The sequence below is a fragment of the Rossellomorea sp. RS05 genome (genome assembly GCF_039822645.1).
GTDB classification, from domain to species: Bacteria; Bacillota; Bacilli; order Bacillales; family Bacillaceae_B; genus Rossellomorea; species Rossellomorea marisflavi_B.
Genome location: NZ_JBDKWY010000008.1, coordinates 183,866 through 198,551, shown reverse-complemented (window position 1 = coordinate 198,551; position 14,686 = coordinate 183,866). Strand labels below are relative to the sequence as shown.

The 14,686-nt window shown below is 51.2% G+C and carries 14 protein-coding genes and 2 pseudogenes; 2 read left to right on the top strand and 14 right to left on the bottom strand.

All coding sequences use genetic code 11. The annotated features are described in order from the left end of the window. Window positions 1-285: 285 nt before the first annotated feature. Window positions 286-972 (top strand): annotated as a pseudogene (locus tag ABJ225_RS18590) (hypothetical protein); the annotation flags it as partial. Here ABJ225_RS18590 and ABJ225_RS18585 read toward each other — a convergent pair. Next, on the bottom strand, window positions 972-1,691 hold the full coding sequence (locus ABJ225_RS18585) for an autoinducer binding domain-containing protein (RefSeq protein WP_015877499.1): 720 nt from the start codon (window positions 1,689-1,691) through the stop codon (window positions 972-974). The pseudogene ABJ225_RS18590 and the gene ABJ225_RS18585 sit on opposite strands and share 1 nt — an antisense overlap. Between ABJ225_RS18585 and ABJ225_RS18580 the strand changes: the two are divergent. After that, window positions 1,690-2,682, top strand: a pseudogene (locus ABJ225_RS18580) (hypothetical protein); the annotation flags it as partial. The gene ABJ225_RS18585 and the pseudogene ABJ225_RS18580 sit on opposite strands and share 2 nt — an antisense overlap. A gap of 38 nt (window positions 2,683-2,720) precedes the next feature. Here ABJ225_RS18580 and ABJ225_RS18575 read toward each other — a convergent pair. The 13 genes from ABJ225_RS18575 to ABJ225_RS18515 form a co-directional block, all read right to left on the bottom strand. Beyond that, the gene (locus tag ABJ225_RS18575; protein WP_286188109.1) at window positions 2,721-3,257 is read right to left on the bottom strand and encodes a GNAT family N-acetyltransferase; all 537 of its coding nucleotides are present in this window, start codon (window positions 3,255-3,257) and stop codon (window positions 2,721-2,723) included. 414 nt (window positions 3,258-3,671) lie between these two features. Next, a complete protein-coding gene (locus ABJ225_RS18570; RefSeq protein ID WP_056533080.1) occupies window positions 3,672-4,094 on the bottom strand; it encodes an OsmC family protein in 423 nt (140 codons plus the stop codon). A gap of 14 nt (window positions 4,095-4,108) precedes the next feature. Continuing rightward, complete coding sequence (locus ABJ225_RS18565; RefSeq protein WP_347321302.1) at window positions 4,109-4,849, bottom strand: amino acid ABC transporter ATP-binding protein; 741 nt, start codon at window positions 4,847-4,849, stop codon at window positions 4,109-4,111. 12 nt (window positions 4,850-4,861) lie between these two features. After that, window positions 4,862-5,506: an amino acid ABC transporter permease gene (locus ABJ225_RS18560; protein WP_048006850.1), complete on the bottom strand. Its 645-nt coding sequence runs from the start codon at window positions 5,504-5,506 to the stop codon at window positions 4,862-4,864. A 14-nt stretch (window positions 5,507-5,520) separates the two neighbouring features. Continuing rightward, a complete protein-coding gene (locus ABJ225_RS18555) occupies window positions 5,521-6,345 on the bottom strand; it encodes a substrate-binding periplasmic protein (RefSeq protein WP_481900641.1) in 825 nt (274 codons plus the stop codon). Between the two features lie 4 nt (window positions 6,346-6,349). Then, window positions 6,350-6,955, bottom strand: coding sequence for a TetR/AcrR family transcriptional regulator (locus tag ABJ225_RS18550; RefSeq protein WP_258523310.1), 606 nt, complete (start codon window positions 6,953-6,955; stop codon window positions 6,350-6,352). A 171-nt stretch (window positions 6,956-7,126) separates the two neighbouring features. Continuing rightward, window positions 7,127-7,285, bottom strand: coding sequence for a hypothetical protein (locus ABJ225_RS18545; RefSeq protein WP_218245171.1), 159 nt, complete (start codon window positions 7,283-7,285; stop codon window positions 7,127-7,129). 95 nt (window positions 7,286-7,380) lie between these two features. Continuing rightward, window positions 7,381-8,808: a proline--tRNA ligase gene (proS, locus tag ABJ225_RS18540; protein ID WP_218245170.1), complete on the bottom strand. Its 1,428-nt coding sequence runs from the start codon at window positions 8,806-8,808 to the stop codon at window positions 7,381-7,383. A 316-nt stretch (window positions 8,809-9,124) separates the two neighbouring features. Continuing rightward, window positions 9,125-10,351 (bottom strand): MFS transporter, encoded by a 1,227-nt coding sequence (locus ABJ225_RS18535; RefSeq protein ID WP_286188108.1) that lies wholly within the window; start codon window positions 10,349-10,351, stop codon window positions 9,125-9,127. 346 nt (window positions 10,352-10,697) lie between these two features. Further along, window positions 10,698-11,666, bottom strand: coding sequence for a Gfo/Idh/MocA family protein (locus ABJ225_RS18530; protein WP_048006845.1), 969 nt, complete (start codon window positions 11,664-11,666; stop codon window positions 10,698-10,700). Continuing rightward, entirely contained in the window at window positions 11,663-12,280 is a 618-nt protein-coding gene (locus ABJ225_RS18525) for a hypothetical protein (protein ID WP_347321301.1), read from the bottom strand. The genes ABJ225_RS18530 and ABJ225_RS18525 overlap by 4 nt, the downstream gene beginning before the upstream one ends. Further along, window positions 12,280-13,128, bottom strand: coding sequence for a sugar phosphate isomerase/epimerase family protein (locus ABJ225_RS18520; protein WP_347321300.1), 849 nt, complete (start codon window positions 13,126-13,128; stop codon window positions 12,280-12,282). The genes ABJ225_RS18525 and ABJ225_RS18520 overlap by 1 nt, the downstream gene beginning before the upstream one ends. A gap of 3 nt (window positions 13,129-13,131) precedes the next feature. After that, the gene (locus tag ABJ225_RS18515; RefSeq protein ID WP_347321299.1) at window positions 13,132-14,685 is read right to left on the bottom strand and encodes an FAD-dependent oxidoreductase; all 1,554 of its coding nucleotides are present in this window, start codon (window positions 14,683-14,685) and stop codon (window positions 13,132-13,134) included. Between the last annotated feature and the right edge of the window lies 1 nt (window position 14,686).

The following is a 14,686-nucleotide window of genomic DNA, read 5'->3' as shown; positions in this document are numbered from 1 at the left end:
AATATGGATGAATATGTTTGATTGTGCCATGTCGCCTCTTTTGAACCCCCACGAAAACTTGAGAAAACCCGAGGAATACTAAGAACTACTGAATTTTCATGAGGGAGGCTCATCGACCGACCCGCGGAAAGCGACCACCCGCAGCGAAACGGAACGAACTCCTTACCCCTGCTTTTTCATTTAAAATGCAACCACAGGGAACAAAAATAATCACAATGAAACTTCCCCCCAGCCTCATCCGTATATACAATAGACTCAACCAAAGAACCTAGAAAGGGGAACAACATGGGCAATATCCTATTATTCTCACTCATCATCGGCCTTGCCGCCACCATCCTGATCGTCCCGATGAGTGCCATGAAAATGAAAAAGAAAGAGGGCTACCCGTCTTTTGGCAAAGTGTTCGGCGCCACCCTCATTATCGCCATCGTCGCGACATTCCTGTTCTACTACCTGACCAAACTTGACCAGAACTTCACCAGCGTCTGGATCCTCTTCATCATAGCCGCTATCGCCGGAGCATCACTCTCCTACGGTACAGAGCGCATGATCAAAGGCGTACTCGTTCTTGCTGGTCTTGTAGTCGGTGTCTATTTCCTCAGCGCCTTCCTGTTCAATGCGGATGAGAAATATCAATCCTCGGATATGAAAACGAAAACCGAGATCCAGGCATTTGACGAGACAGAGACACCTGCAAGCGTGCCGCCTCAATTCGCCCGGAACAAAATGAAAAAAGCATTCGGTCAAGTACCGAATACAAGCTACTATGAACTCGGAAACCTGCAGATCCAGAAGGTCAACGGGGACTACGTCTATATCGCCCCAGTCGAATTCTCAGACTTCTGGAAATGGGTGAAAGGTGACAAAACGCCGGGGTACTTCATGCTGAGTGCAACGGACTCCACCGCCAATCCTAAATTCATGAAAGAAGAAATGAAATATACCCCTTCTTCTTATCTGAATGAAAACATCTACGGCGCCTGGATCAGCCCCATGCCGATCGCCTTGACGACCGCCTGCACCTTGTTGGCCGCGCCGAGCTTGGCGAGGATGTTGTTGATGTGGAACGTGACGGTGCGCTCGGAGATGTTGAGCTGTTCGCCGATCTCGCTGGCGGTGCGGCCTTCGCTGGTCCAGCTCAGCACCTCGCGTTCGCGCTTGGTGAGCGAGATGCTCGCGGCCGGCGACAGCTTCGGCACGAGGAACCGGCCCATCAGCGAATGCGAGAGATTGGCGAGCCAGTTGGCCTGCAGCGTCAGGCTGTTGATCTCGGCCGGCGTGAGGCGGTCCGAGCGCCGCGCGATGGTCAACAGTCCGAACACGCCGCGCGCGGCCCAGCTCGACTGCGCGACGCCGACCGACATGCCGAAGTCGCGCGCGTCGCGCCAGAGCGACGGTTGCTCCGCCGCATCGGCGTCGGGCCAGATGATCATGTTCGGGCTCGCCGCCCCGTCGCGCACGGTCGGATCGATCTCGATGTAGTTGCGCGCCTGATAGTGCGCCATCCAGCCCGGCGGATAGGTGTCGAAGATCTCGACCAAGGGCTGCGATCCCGGCTGCGGCACGCGGATTCCATAGCAGCAGTACTCGAAGCCGAGACGCTTCGAGTATGCGGAAACCTGGTGAAAGAGCTGCTGCTCGTTTTCCGCCGTATTGAACTGGTGGTAGGCATCCTGCCAGCGTAGTTCCATCGAGCGCCACATCCGCATGAAGTATCCGAAGAAGATTTTCTACGGAGATGTGCAACTTGAAGTGAACGACGAAGGGAAACCTTTCTACATCCGGACTTATGGAACCTTCATCTCTGCCCGTAACGGTTTTGATGCGGAAGGCGTTGTCCTTGTGGATGCATTGACTGGAGATACGAAAGCTTATCCAATCAAGGATATCCCTGCATTCATCGACGGGGCCATCTCACCTGAGACCGTCAGCCTTCAAAACAGCTACTTCGGGAATTTTGTGAAAGGATTCTGGAACAGCAAGTTCGGTAAATCCGACGTCAAGCTCCCATCCGATGAAGGAACGGAAGCGAATGTCACGCCGGTCTTCAACAAAGACGGTGATATGTACTACTTCACAGATTTCACGTCTCCTAAAGAAGGCGTAGACTCCATGCTTGGGTATTCCATGACCAATGCCCGTACGGGAGAAGCTACCTATTATACCGGGAACCTGGAAGAATCATATATGGATTCACAAGGTGCCCTGCAGATCATCCAGAAGCGATTCATCGAGAAGAAATGGGACGGCAAGATGCCGGTTCTTTATAACTTCTATGGTGAGGCAAGCTGGTTGACGCCTGTACTCGATTCCAATGGATTCCTGCAGAACTATTTCATCGTCTCCGCAGCAAACCCGGAAATCGCCGTGTACGCCGATACGCCGAACCAGGCGCTGAAAATGTACAAAACCGCCCTTCAAAAAGGATCCGGAAGCCTGAATAACAACTCCAAGGCTGAAGAGAAACAGGATTCCGGCAAAGTCGTCCGGGTGTACAAAGAAAAATCCGGAGATTACACGGTCGTTTCCTTCCTATTGGAGAACGGCAAGAACTATATCGTTTCATCTGAAATCAGCCCTCTTGCCATCTATCTGAGGGAAAACGATACGGTCAAGATTACGTACAGCGATACCGAGGAGGAATTCCTTCCGGTGAAAGACCTCACGATTGAGGGACTGTAAACACATGAAAGCCGATGGGCTTGCCCCATCGGCTTTTCTTATTCTGCATTTTGATAATAAACGAGCTGATCCTGCCACATCCCCCGCTCGTAGATGAACCCCTTCCGCGTGCATTCGTATGTCATGCCGACGCTTTCCACCAGGGAGATGGACGGGATATTGTCGAGGTCGATGTGGGCTTCAATCCGGTGATACCCGATCTTGGTATAAGCCATTCGTAGTGTTGCAGCCACGGATTCTTTCCCGTATCCCTTCTGCCAATGTTGATTATGGAGCACATAGCCGATCCTTCCCCAATTGAAGTTGTACCTCATGAGAGTCGAGACGTCGACGGTGCCGACCATCACTCCCGTCGCTTTCAGGAAGATCCCGAAAATATAGACCTCATCCTTCGCCATCATTTCATCCTGCTTGCCGATCATCTCCGCGAACCACTGCTCCGTGCACCCGGACATATCCTGATATCCGGCATCATACTTATGCTGAGGTGGCAGGCGGTCGAGATGTGACTGCAGCCAATTCCCGTAATCCCATCGGGTGAAGGGTCGGATCATCAAGCGTTCTGTTTCTGCCATAAAATGTGGTCCCGTCATCCCATCACCCCTCTTTTGGATACTATTATACTACAAATGCTCCAAAGAATTTCCGGTTGATGATAACGGTATCATTCTTTTGTGGGGCAAAACAAACTAGGTACCATTTAATGACGAACACAATTCGTATAAGCTCTTTATACCGCTTATGATTTCCGTGCAAGCCTTCGCTTTCCGCGGGTAGCCCGTGAGCCTCCTCGGCAAGCCTGCGGGGTCTCACATTAGCTACTCTTCCCGCTGGAGTCTTCGTCTTGCACTCCAATCAACCGCTAGAGCCAATGAAATAGAACTGGTCATGATACAAATTAAAAACCCGAATTCATTTGCTTTATCGCAGGCAAATGAATTCGGGTTTTACTCTGACTACAACTCGTTTGTCCCAGCCACATTCCATTTTTAAACTTGCGGGGCAGATTCCCCATTCAGAATCAATTCAAAGCTAATGTCCGCTTTGAGCGTATCAGAAACGGCGCAATATTTTTCTTTACCCAGTTTGATGGCTCTCCATACTTTCTTAGCATCAATATCACCGTCGATGGAGAATGTGACCACAATTGAGGTAAAGCCTTTTGGCAGTTCTTCTTTCCTGGCACCGTCCGTTTCAATCTCCAGACGCTCGATTTTAGAAAGATGGGGTTTCAGGATCATGGTTACATCGATCCCGATGCATCCCGCAAGTGAGGCAAGGAGCATTTCGGTCGGGGTGACGCCATTGCTGTCCCCACCGTAAGCTTCCGTTGCATCCATCTTGATTTCGTACCCTGATTGGCCGACAGCCGTAAACGCCCGTTTCCCGTGCCATGTGGTTTGTACTTTCATTCTAAACACTCCTATTATGATCTAATCTTCAAGAATTTCTTGGCTCGTTCCGTCATCGGATCGGTGAAGAAACGGTCCGGAACATTTTCTTCTACGATCTTACCGTCCGCCATGAAGACGATGCGATCCGCCACTTCCCTGGCGAAGTTCATTTCATGTGTGACAATCACCATCGTCATTCCTTCTTGGGCCAGTTCCTTCATGACGCTCAATACTTCATCCACCAGTTCCGGATCCAATGCTGAAGTCGGCTCATCGAAGAACATGACATCGGGTTCCATGGCAAGCGCCCTTGCGATGGCGACCCGCTGCTGTTGACCGCCCGACAGCCTTGAAGGATACACATCCTTCTTATCAATCAGGCCAACACGTTTCAAAAGGGCCTCTCCCCTTTTTACCGCCTCATCCTTTGGTGTTTTTTTCACCATGAGCAATGCTTCAATCACGTTTTGGAGCGCGGTTTTATGCGGGTAGAGATTGAACTGCTGGAAGACCATTCCGCTGTGAAGACGGATATCACGGATCCGGTTGCGCTTCTCCCGTTTATCTTGCTGGCTGCTCACGGTGAAACCACAGACGCTCATAGTCCCGGAAGTCAACTCTTCCAGTCCGTTCATGCAACGGAGAAGGGTACTCTTCCCTGATCCACTTGGACCAAGGATCGTCACCACTTCACCCCTGTTGATTTCTAAGTTGATATCCTTCAGCACTTCAAGTGATCCAAAGTGTTTTGATAATTTATCTGTTGTTATCATGCTATCCCCAACTTATACATAGATTGATAGTCGCTTCTCGACTCTCTCCAATAAAAATGAAAATCCGGTGCTCATGATCCAGTACATGAGGGCAATCGACAAATAGAATGGCATATATACATAATACTGAGCTATCAGCAGTTGCGAAGATCGGAGTAGCTCTGTGACCGTGATCACGGATACGAGGGACGTTTCCTTCAGCATGCCGATAAAGGTATTACCAGCAGGCGGAATCGCCACCCTGATTGCCTGAGGCAGGATGATCCGCCTCATGGTTTGAAATGGAGTCATTCCCGATGCATAGGCAGCTTCGGTCTGTCCTTTTGGAACAGATTGCAATGCCCCGCGCAACGTCTCGGAGAGATAAGCACCTATGCTGATGCTCAACGCGATGTAGGCAGCCGTCAGTGGTTTCAGGTTGATCCCGTAATCAACGAGACCATAGTAGACCACAATGATTTGTACAAGAGTGGGCGTCCCTCGGATGATGGATACATACGCCCTTGCCAACCATCGTACCGGACGGTTCCCTTTCAATCTCGCAATGGCTGTCACCACGGCGATGATGGAGCCGAAGAACATGGATACAACCGTGATCAGAAGTGTATAATACGCTCCCTTTAACAAGAATGGGAGATTAGCAATGACAAGATCCATTAGATTGATTCCTTTCAGCTGGCTGGTTGATCTTCCGGTTCTTCACCAAACCATTTTTTAAAGATTTCATTGTATGTTCCGTCTTTCTTCATATCTGCAAGGACCGGATTGATCGCTTTAATAATGTCTTCGTTTCCTTTTTTCGCAGCAATACCCGCCTGGTCGGATTTAATCGGTTCTCCTACTGCTTTGATGTTGAATCCATTCTTTTCGACAATCGGTTTTAGTGCATACATGTTGTTGATCGTAGCATCGATCCTGCCTGCATCCAGATCTTTCAAAGAAGTGAATACATCATCATACGTTTTGATCGTAAAGTCTCCTACTTTCGGAAGAAGCTCCGTGCGAAGGTACGTCTCATCGTTGGTTCCCAGACCTACACCGATATCTTGACCTTTGAAATCATCTACTGACTGAATATCCTTATCGTTCTCTTTTACGATGACTTTGACACTGTTGGTGATATACGGATCAGAGAATGCCATCTGCTTCTTACGTTCATCGGTGATCGTCATCTGGCTGATGACCACGTCAAATTTATCTGCTTTCAGTCCCGCGATCATACCGGAGAAGTCCTGAGTGACAAATTTCACTTTCACGTCAAGGCGTTTGGCCACTTCTTTGGCGATGTCGGCATCGAATCCGTCCATTTCCTTGTTATCATTCAAGAAGTTATAAGGTTGATAGGTTCCCATAAGCCCCACGCGAATCGTTCCCTCTTCCTTAATCTTTTCCATTGCGCCTTCTTTCGCTTTTGATCCACAGGCACTCAGGATGGAAGCCATTGTCATAAGTACAACTAACACAACCAGCAATCGTGATTTTTTCATGTTAAACACTCCTTTAAATTCCTAGTAATCCAAAAAACTCAAACCTTACAAGTTCCCTTGCCATCTCGTCTGCTGTTTTCCCTGTTAAATCAGAGTGTTCAGAGAACAGCCAACGCTCAAGCATTCCTTCAAGCAGACTTGTCAACAGTGCCGCTTGCAGGGTTGGGTCATTGGCGGGTAAAATCCCGAGGTCAATGGCCCTTGTTATATTCTGTCGAAATCCCTCTTCCAACCTTCTTCTTGCTTTCAATACGGCTTCTTTCACCGTTTCTTCCGTGTCCATTCCTTTCAGCAGAAGCTCCATGAGATGGCGATTATCCTGTGAAAATTGAAAAAGTTCAATAAATAATGAGCGTGAGGCTGATACTGCATCCTGTACCGTACCGGGAACCTGACGATATCCTTTTGAGACAACTTCCAACAGGCGTTCTTCTCCACTTTGGATAATTTCAGTCGCAATGGCAGCCTTGCTCTTGAAGTACCAATAGAATGTGCCTTGGGCAACACCTGCCCGGTTCACCATATCCGAGATTTTCGTTCGGTGGTACCCCTTTTCAGCGAACAACTCCAGTGCGACCTTCATGATTTCTTCTCTTCGATCAGGTTCTTTTCCCGTCATAGCAGTCATCCCCTTTACTGATTGACTAGTCAGTCAATAGATATATTAGTACATGAATTCTTTTTAGTCAACAATTCTTATCTAAATAATCGGGATTATAAAAATGCACCTATAAGCCTGAACAAAAAATGCGACCGGGTGCATACCCGGTCACATCTAACAATTGTGATATTATCCGTGCCACTCTTCCTGCTCCTCCTCAAGATCTTCCTCCCCAAGAAACGCATTCTCCTCAAGCCACTCAAGGATCCGGCTGACTTTGAATAGGATAAGGAACAGCGTAACGACGGCAACGGTGAGCAACACAACCATCATGATTTCAATATCCATAAGTTGTCCCCCCTTTACCAAACTCTATGTCGAGAATGGTAAAAAAAGACTATGATGGAAAAAGAAAAGAAAAATAGGGCGAATGTTTGGGGGAATTAGTACGCCTTTGCCCAGTACACCATGTCCCGCGCTTCTTTCCCGCAGCACACACAGGTGTCGGCTACCTTTTCCTGTTCGAACGGGATGCAGCGGCTGGTGGCGGTGGTTTCTTCCTTGATCTTGTTCTCGCATGCTTCCTCTCCGCACCACATCGCTTTGATGAATCCACCTTGCTCGATTTGAGACTTGAACTCGTCGAAGGTGACAGCTGTGCTCGTTTTTTCTTCACGATGCGCAGTGGCTTTTTTGAGCAGGTTCTCCTGGATGTCGTGGAGGATGGCCGTGATGGTCTCTTCGATTCCCTCGGTGGACACCGTCACCTTTTCCCCTGTGTCCCTGCGCACCAGGATGACCTGGCCATTTTCGATATCACGTGGTCCCGCTTCCAGGCGAAGCGGGATCCCTTTCATTTCATACTCATTGAACTTCCAACCCGGTTTTTTGTCGCTCGCGTCGATCCCCACACGCGCGACGGAGGACAGGCGCCTCTTCAGATCATAGGCGAAATCGAGGACTCCTTCTTTGTGCTGGGCGATCGGCACGATCATCACTTGAGTCGGCGCGATCTTCGGTGGCAGGACAAGCCCCCTGTCGTCACCGTGCACCATGATCATGGCACCGATGATCCTTGTCGTGAAGCCCCATGACGTTTGTTGGACGTACTGAAGTTTTCCGTCCCGATCGGTGAACTGGATGCCGAACGCTTTGGCAAAGCCGTTGCCGAGATGATGGGAGGTACCGGACTGGAGAGCCTTTCCGTCATGCATGAGGCTTTCGATCGTATAGGTGAATTTTGCACCGGCGAACTTTTCCTTTTCCGTCTTCTGCCCTTTGATGACCGGAATCGCCAGCATGTTCTCGCAGATATCTGCATACACGTCGAGCATCTTGATCGTTTCCTCCAGGGCGTCTTCATCGGTTTCATGACAGGTGTGCCCTTCCTGCCAAAGGAATTCAAGTGTCCGCAAGAACGGACGAGTCGTCTTTTCCCAGCGCACGACATTCGCCCACTGGTTATACAGCTTTGGAAGGTCTCGATACGAGTGGATGATGTTTTTGTAGTGCTCTCCGAAAAGGACCTCCGATGTCGGTCTGACACACAGTCTTTCGGCAAGCTCCTCTTCTCCGCCGTGGGTCACCCACGCTACTTCTGGAGCGAAGCCTTCGATATGATCCTTTTCCCTTTGGAGCAGACTTTCCGGAATGAAGAGCGGCATATAGACATTCTCATGCCCCGTCTCCTTGATCTTCCCGTCGAGGGCACCCTTGATATTTTCCCAAATGGCATATCCATAGGGGCGGATGATCATGGAGCCCCTTACGCTTGAATAGTCGATGAGTTCAGCCTTGGTCACGACGTCCGTGTACCATTGGGCGAAATCCTCATCCATGCCTGTGACATTTTGTACGAATTGCTTTGCCATAATTGACACCATCCTTATTAATATGAATTCCAGCGAAACAAAAAAAGCCCCGCTTCTCATTAGGGACCATTCCTGGCGGGACCACCCTAATTCAAAGCTAGGCTTTACTCTCATCATACATGATAACGGTATCGGACCGCTGGGGTTACCAGAACTCAAGGGCAGGTTCACGAATGTTTTCCATAGGAGCTTCTCACCACGCGGCTCCCTCTCTGAATGGACACGATGTTCACTACTGATCCCCATCAATGTTTCAACATTTAGATATTTTAGATGATTATATAGAGATTCTTCTTGGGTGTCAATGAATTGTTCATCATTCTATCCCGGTCCTGTGGATTTCATACGTGGCGGGGCTGCTTTCCCGCCGGATGGACAGGAGGAGCAGGATCGCCGTGATGAGCATGATGATAGCACCTGCGCAAACGGCCCACCGGATGGACACAAATTCTGCGCCAATTCCGATTGAGATGGTCATAATCAGTACGAGGGCACCCTCTGCCAGTCCATAGATGCTCGCGATCCTCCCCATCATCTTCACCGGGATCTTCTCTTGGAAGAACGTCTCAAAACCCGTGCTTGCAAATGCGAGGGCAAAGGATAGGAAGGCAAAGCCAGTGGCCGCCCACACCATGGTGTCAGAAGACGCATACAGGAGATACCCTGCAGCGACGGCGACTCCCCCACCTCCCATGAGCTTCATATAGGACAAGCGATGGGCAAATGCCGTATTCACGATGGATCCGAGGATGAAGCCGGCGCCTGCGATGCTGACCATATATCCATACGTGCTGTCGGACAGATGGAGCACCTGCTTCGAGAAAGCCGCTTCCAGGGAATCGACGGCCGCGGTCATGACAAGCAGGCAACTGAACAGGAAGTAAATGAGCATGATCGATGCATGCCGTTTCGTATAAGTGCTCACCAGCTTCCAATCTTCCCGCACAGCCGATAAGGAAAAGCGGCCGATGTCGGCATCGGCCAGAGCCTCCCGTTCAAGGTTAGGCAATAGCAGGGTGATAAGACCCGACCCGCACAGGGCTGCTGCCGTCACAAACAGGGACAAGTGAGGCGTTCCGAGCTGAAAGAGCAAGCCTGCGACGGCCGGTCCCATGATGAAGGCTCCCGATCCGATGAGTCCTTTCAGGGCGTTGAAGCGTTGACGGCTGGCCTTCGGGATCAGCTGGGTCATATACGTCCTGCTTGCCGGATGAAACACAGCGCTCATCATATTGATGAAGAACACCACCGCATACATGGCAATGGACATTGGCATTAGCACCACTACAATAATTGAAACAGCCCGTGAAAAATCGAGTATGATCATCAGGTTCCGCTTATTCACCCGGTCGATGAGACTTCCCGACCATGCATTCACCACCATGCCGGCCGCCGGCTTTAATAGGTAGAGTAGCACCACGGCCATCGGTGATTGTGTTTCATTGAGGACGATCAGATTCAGGGCGATGAGGTAAATCCAGTCGCCGATATTCGCTATGCCGATTCCCGTTAACAGGATGGCTGGGTATTTCCACTTATTCATCATTCTTCCTCCCGCGATTCGTAGTAAAAATGAAAAAAACCCACCCCCAAGACGTTTGGTCTTGGGGGCGAGTCTGTCATCGCGGTGCCACCCCAGTTCATCGATATGTCGCCATACCGACCTTTTCGGGTACTAGTCTATACCCTAGCTCTATAACAGGAGCTCCTGTCACACCATCCCCGGCTGGTTCCGATGCACTGCTCAGAGGCTTGCTTCACTCCCGTTCCTCCTTCCCCTTTTCAGCTGCCGGGGCTCTCTGTCTGAAGGTCATGGAAGCTACTCTTCTCATCATCGCATGTAATTTCCAGTATCATAGCACTGGTGGAAAAAGAAGTAAACTGTTTTTTCACAGGGTGACGGCTCTTTTCGCTTCGCTGGATCGGTAAGCGGCCATGGCGACTTCCACTGCCTTCAAGCCATCAACCCCTGTGATGGACGGCTTTCTTCCTTTCCTGATACAATCCACGAAATCACGGATGAGCGCTTCATCCATATCTTCTCCCACAAACACATGCTGCATCGGCCCGTCACTGAACAAACGGTAATGTTCCTTGAACGCATCGGCCTTGATCGTCTTCTTGGTCCCGATCACTTCAAGGGTGGCGTCCCCCCATGTCGGATAGCGGTCGAACCGCGACCAGCTCGCATCATGGGTCGCCATGATGCCTCCTTCAAACTCCAGGGTCATGATGCCCGCGTCGTCGATCTCGATATCATGAAAGAAAGAATCCACCATGGCATCGACTTCTTTGACTTCCTTCCCCGTGAGCCAGCGCATGATATCCACCATATGAACCGTATGATCGAGCACGGCTCCTCCTCCTGAACGGGCGGGGTCTATGAACCATCCTCCGGGATTCTGACCGCGATTGGTTGACCTGAACGCAACGATCTCTCCAATCTCTCCCCGGTCCACCCTCTCCTTCAGTTCCATCATCGGCCTGCTGAAGCGGACGGGGAAGGCCACCTGAAGGATGACGCCATTCTCCTCGCAGGCATCGATCATGGCCTGTGCGTCCTCCAGGGTGGTCGCAATCGGTTTTTCACACAGGATATGCTTCCCTGCCTTAGCTGCATCCAACACCATGTCCTTATGCCGGCTGTTCTCGCTGCATATGATGACGGCCTCCATCTCCTGTGCCAAAAAGTCCGTTTGATCCGGATAATAGACTGTACCGTATGATCCGGCTGCTTTTCTACCCCGGTCTTCGTCCTCATCGAAGACACCGGCGACGGACACACCCTTCATCTTTTGCAGGCTGGAAGCATAGCTGTATGCATGCATGTGGGCAAAACTCATGATCCCGATTTTCACGCTTCCACACCTCCCTTCACCAAGTCAAGATAGGCCTCGTACTTCCCGGCATCCTGCCGATTCTTTGCATGTTCCAGGATCCGCTCCAGTGAATACGTAAGCTTCCCATCCATTCCCGCACAATCAAACTCGACAATCTGCTTGATTCCGCTCCATTCCACCTCGAGGGATTCGGGTGCGTTGGAACGCGTATATTCCAGATGGGACATGACCCCACCGAAACGGACCATGGCAATCTCATGGCTGACACTTCCTAGCTTCCTTGTTTTCAGCCTGACCTCATCCGGCTCCCCGAAAATCCCTGACAGGACGAAGAGATCAGAGGCCATGATCTCACGTTCGTACGGCCCCTTCCTCCTCAGTCGGAAGACACCTTTTTCACTTCCGCCCTTTACCTCTTCAACCATCTTCCCGAAAAAGGACTGCACCTCCAGATCGAAGTAGACTTTCACTTCCCCTTCTGGAAAAGAAGATGCGACCCGTTCGGGAACATACAAGGGTCCTGCATTTTCGGGGACCATGCCCCCAATCGCACATAGGACAGCATCTTCTTCCCTCAGGAGATTTTCATGGGCAAGCATCCTCCCCGTATCACCATAGACGAGATATTTCATCATGCCCCCTCCCTGACCAGGAGATGGCGCAGGCGCCTAACCGCTTCCTCATTGGCTTCCCTCGCATCGTCGTGACCTTCGTACTCAATGGATAACCAGCCTTCATATCCTTCCTGTTTCAATCCGTCAACGATGTAGGATAAGTCAACCTGGCCATCACCTGGCACCGTGCCTACGAGCTCCACTCCCTGTGTCGATTTGAATCCCGGTCCGTCCCCCTCTTCCTTTTCCCTGAAGTCCTTGAAATGGACGTGGACGATTTCACGTTTCAGGCGATCGAAGGCAAGCTGCGGCTCTTCATGTACAAGGAGGAAATTTCCTGTATCAAAGGTCGATTTCACCCATGGACTGTCCACATTCTTGATGATGTCTTCCACCTGCCTGCTTTTTCCTGCAAACAGCCCATGATTCTCGATTGCCAATGTGACACCTGCCGCTTCCGCCTTTGGAGCACAAGCCTTAAGACCGTCAATGATCCATTGTTGCCCATCCTCATACGTAAGTTCTCCGTGAAGGTCACCGCAGAATACCCGGACGATATCCGTTCCGAACTCCTTCGCGACGGAAATCCCCTTCAGGATCTTTTCCACCTCCGCTGCCCGTTCTTCTTCGGACTCCTTGACGAAATTATTGCTTACATCATAAGCGGAGACCACGAGACCCGTGTCATGGAGAGCTTCCTTCGCTTCTATGATCTCGGATGACGGATCCTCCCCCTTCCAATAGAAGTCGAGGAGTTCCACCCCATCCAGGGAGATCTTTTTGGCATAGTGTATGAAATCGGCGACCGACCATCCCTCCTGCTTGATGGTGGACGCCAGACTGTACATGCTCACGCTTACTTTCATCGCTCATTCCTCCTTATTGTTTGGCCAAGGCCATTCCAGATCAAATCCATCCTGCCGCAAGACATCCTGAAACTGATCCATCCGATGTTCCCTCAACTGTCGCGGATTCAGATCATGCTTGAGGCAGAATGCGACGGCTGCCCCGCCAGCCTCCCCGATATTCCACTCCACGGGATGCAGTCGGAAGCAACCATTTGTAATATGGGTGGTACCGATGTTCTTGCATCCTGCCAGGAGGTTGTCGGTGTCCTTCGGAATCAGGGCCCCGAAAGGGATATAAAACGGTAGGCCCTTGATATCCAGGTACGTCCTCCCTTTCATGCTCGGGTGCAGGTCGATGCTGTAGGAACCGACCCCTACCCTATCGGGGAACCTCGTTCCTGTCGGCCCTGTGCTAAAGTCCGGTGATACATCCTGCTCCACGACCGTATATTCGGCTTTGATCCTTCTTGATTCCCTGATATAGGGAGCCTTCGCCAGCCCGTCTTCTGTCATGAACAGGTCCTTCCTGAGTTTGAGTCCCGGATACCCTCTCCCCCCATCCTCCCTGGGCGCTTCCGTTTGTAGCCAATACAGGAGGGATAGACTCAGCTGCTTGGCCTGATAAAGGTTTTTTTCCTTTTCCGCTTTGTTCACATCGTATACATTACCGAGAAAATAATCGTTCTGGGGCCAGTTCATCAAGGTGACCTCCCCTATCCCGTCCTTCAACCGGAACAAAGATGGATCCAGGATGCGCCGGTAGGCCCAAAGGGGAAACCCCATCCCTCCGTCAAAGAGGGAGTAGGCACGCTTCTCCTTCGTAATGGGGTGGGGAGCGAAGAAGCTGAGGAGCTTATCCGGCCAGATCCCGGGCTGAAAGTCGCGCCAAAATGTATACATGTCGGGCTCGGGGATCACATGGTCCCCGCCTTCCCGGTACTCCATGCCCAGCACGTAGGTGAACGCCTGGATATCCAACGGCTCCGCCGCCTCCAACGCATGCGGTTCGCCCGTATCCTCCTTGGATTCAGCACCCGTCACGTACGAAATCTCCGCCAGGGGCAGAAGGTCTCCCGTTTCCGTCGCGTCAATGTAATAAGGGGCTTCAATCCCGTTCAGCCGACCGCCGGAACTTATCCAGACCTTCTCGACCCTCCTTCCCTGCTTCTCGACCTTGACCGGTGTCGCATTAACCAAAACCGTCAGATGTCCCGTCAGCTGAAAAGGAAGGAGCAACTCCTGAAGGACGTGAAGCGTCACGCGGGGGTCATGGCAAATGGCACTTACGAGGCCGTTGCCGGGGTTAAGGGCCTTACCATCATCCACCACCTTCATCATCCTTCGATATGCGTCTCGTACTTTCCGCCGATACAGCTTGTATCTCCCGGTCGCCCCGAATTCCTCGATCCAGGGATGCTCATCGGGAGGCACTCCCTGGGACGTCACCTGCCCCCCGATCCACTCCGTCTCTTCCGTCAATATGACGGAAAGGCCTTTCTCGCATGCCGCGAGAGCCGCGGCGACACCGCCCAGCCCCCCTCCGATAATGGCCAGATCCGCATGATGGCCGTCCATC

Coding starts and splice junctions, on each gene's coding strand:
- proS (WP_218245170.1), bottom strand. CDS start 8,808: ATGGCAAAGCAATTCGTACAAAATGTCACAGGCATGGATGAGGATTTC.
- ABJ225_RS18535 (WP_286188108.1), bottom strand. CDS start 10,351: ATGAATAAGTGGAAATACCCAGCCATCCTGTTAACGGGAATCGGCATA.
- ABJ225_RS18515 (WP_347321299.1), bottom strand. CDS start 14,685: ATGGACGGCCATCATGCGGATCTGGCCATTATCGGAGGGGGGCTGGGC.
- ABJ225_RS18575 (WP_286188109.1), bottom strand. CDS start 3,257: ATGGCAGAAACAGAACGCTTGATGATCCGACCCTTCACCCGATGGGAT.
- ABJ225_RS18545 (WP_218245171.1), bottom strand. CDS start 7,285: ATGGATATTGAAATCATGATGGTTGTGTTGCTCACCGTTGCCGTCGTT.
- ABJ225_RS18585 (WP_015877499.1), bottom strand. CDS start 1,691: ATGGAACTACGCTGGCAGGATGCCTACCACCAGTTCAATACGGCGGAA.
- ABJ225_RS18525 (WP_347321301.1), bottom strand. CDS start 12,280: ATGAAATATCTCGTCTATGGTGATACGGGGAGGATGCTTGCCCATGAA.
- ABJ225_RS18550 (WP_258523310.1), bottom strand. CDS start 6,955: ATGACGGGAAAAGAACCTGATCGAAGAGAAGAAATCATGAAGGTCGCA.
- ABJ225_RS18570 (WP_056533080.1), bottom strand. CDS start 4,094: ATGAAAGTACAAACCACATGGCACGGGAAACGGGCGTTTACGGCTGTC.
- ABJ225_RS18560 (WP_048006850.1), bottom strand. CDS start 5,506: ATGGATCTTGTCATTGCTAATCTCCCATTCTTGTTAAAGGGAGCGTAT.
- ABJ225_RS18565 (WP_347321302.1), bottom strand. CDS start 4,849: ATGATAACAACAGATAAATTATCAAAACACTTTGGATCACTTGAAGTG.
- ABJ225_RS18520 (WP_347321300.1), bottom strand. CDS start 13,128: ATGAAAGTAAGCGTGAGCATGTACAGTCTGGCGTCCACCATCAAGCAG.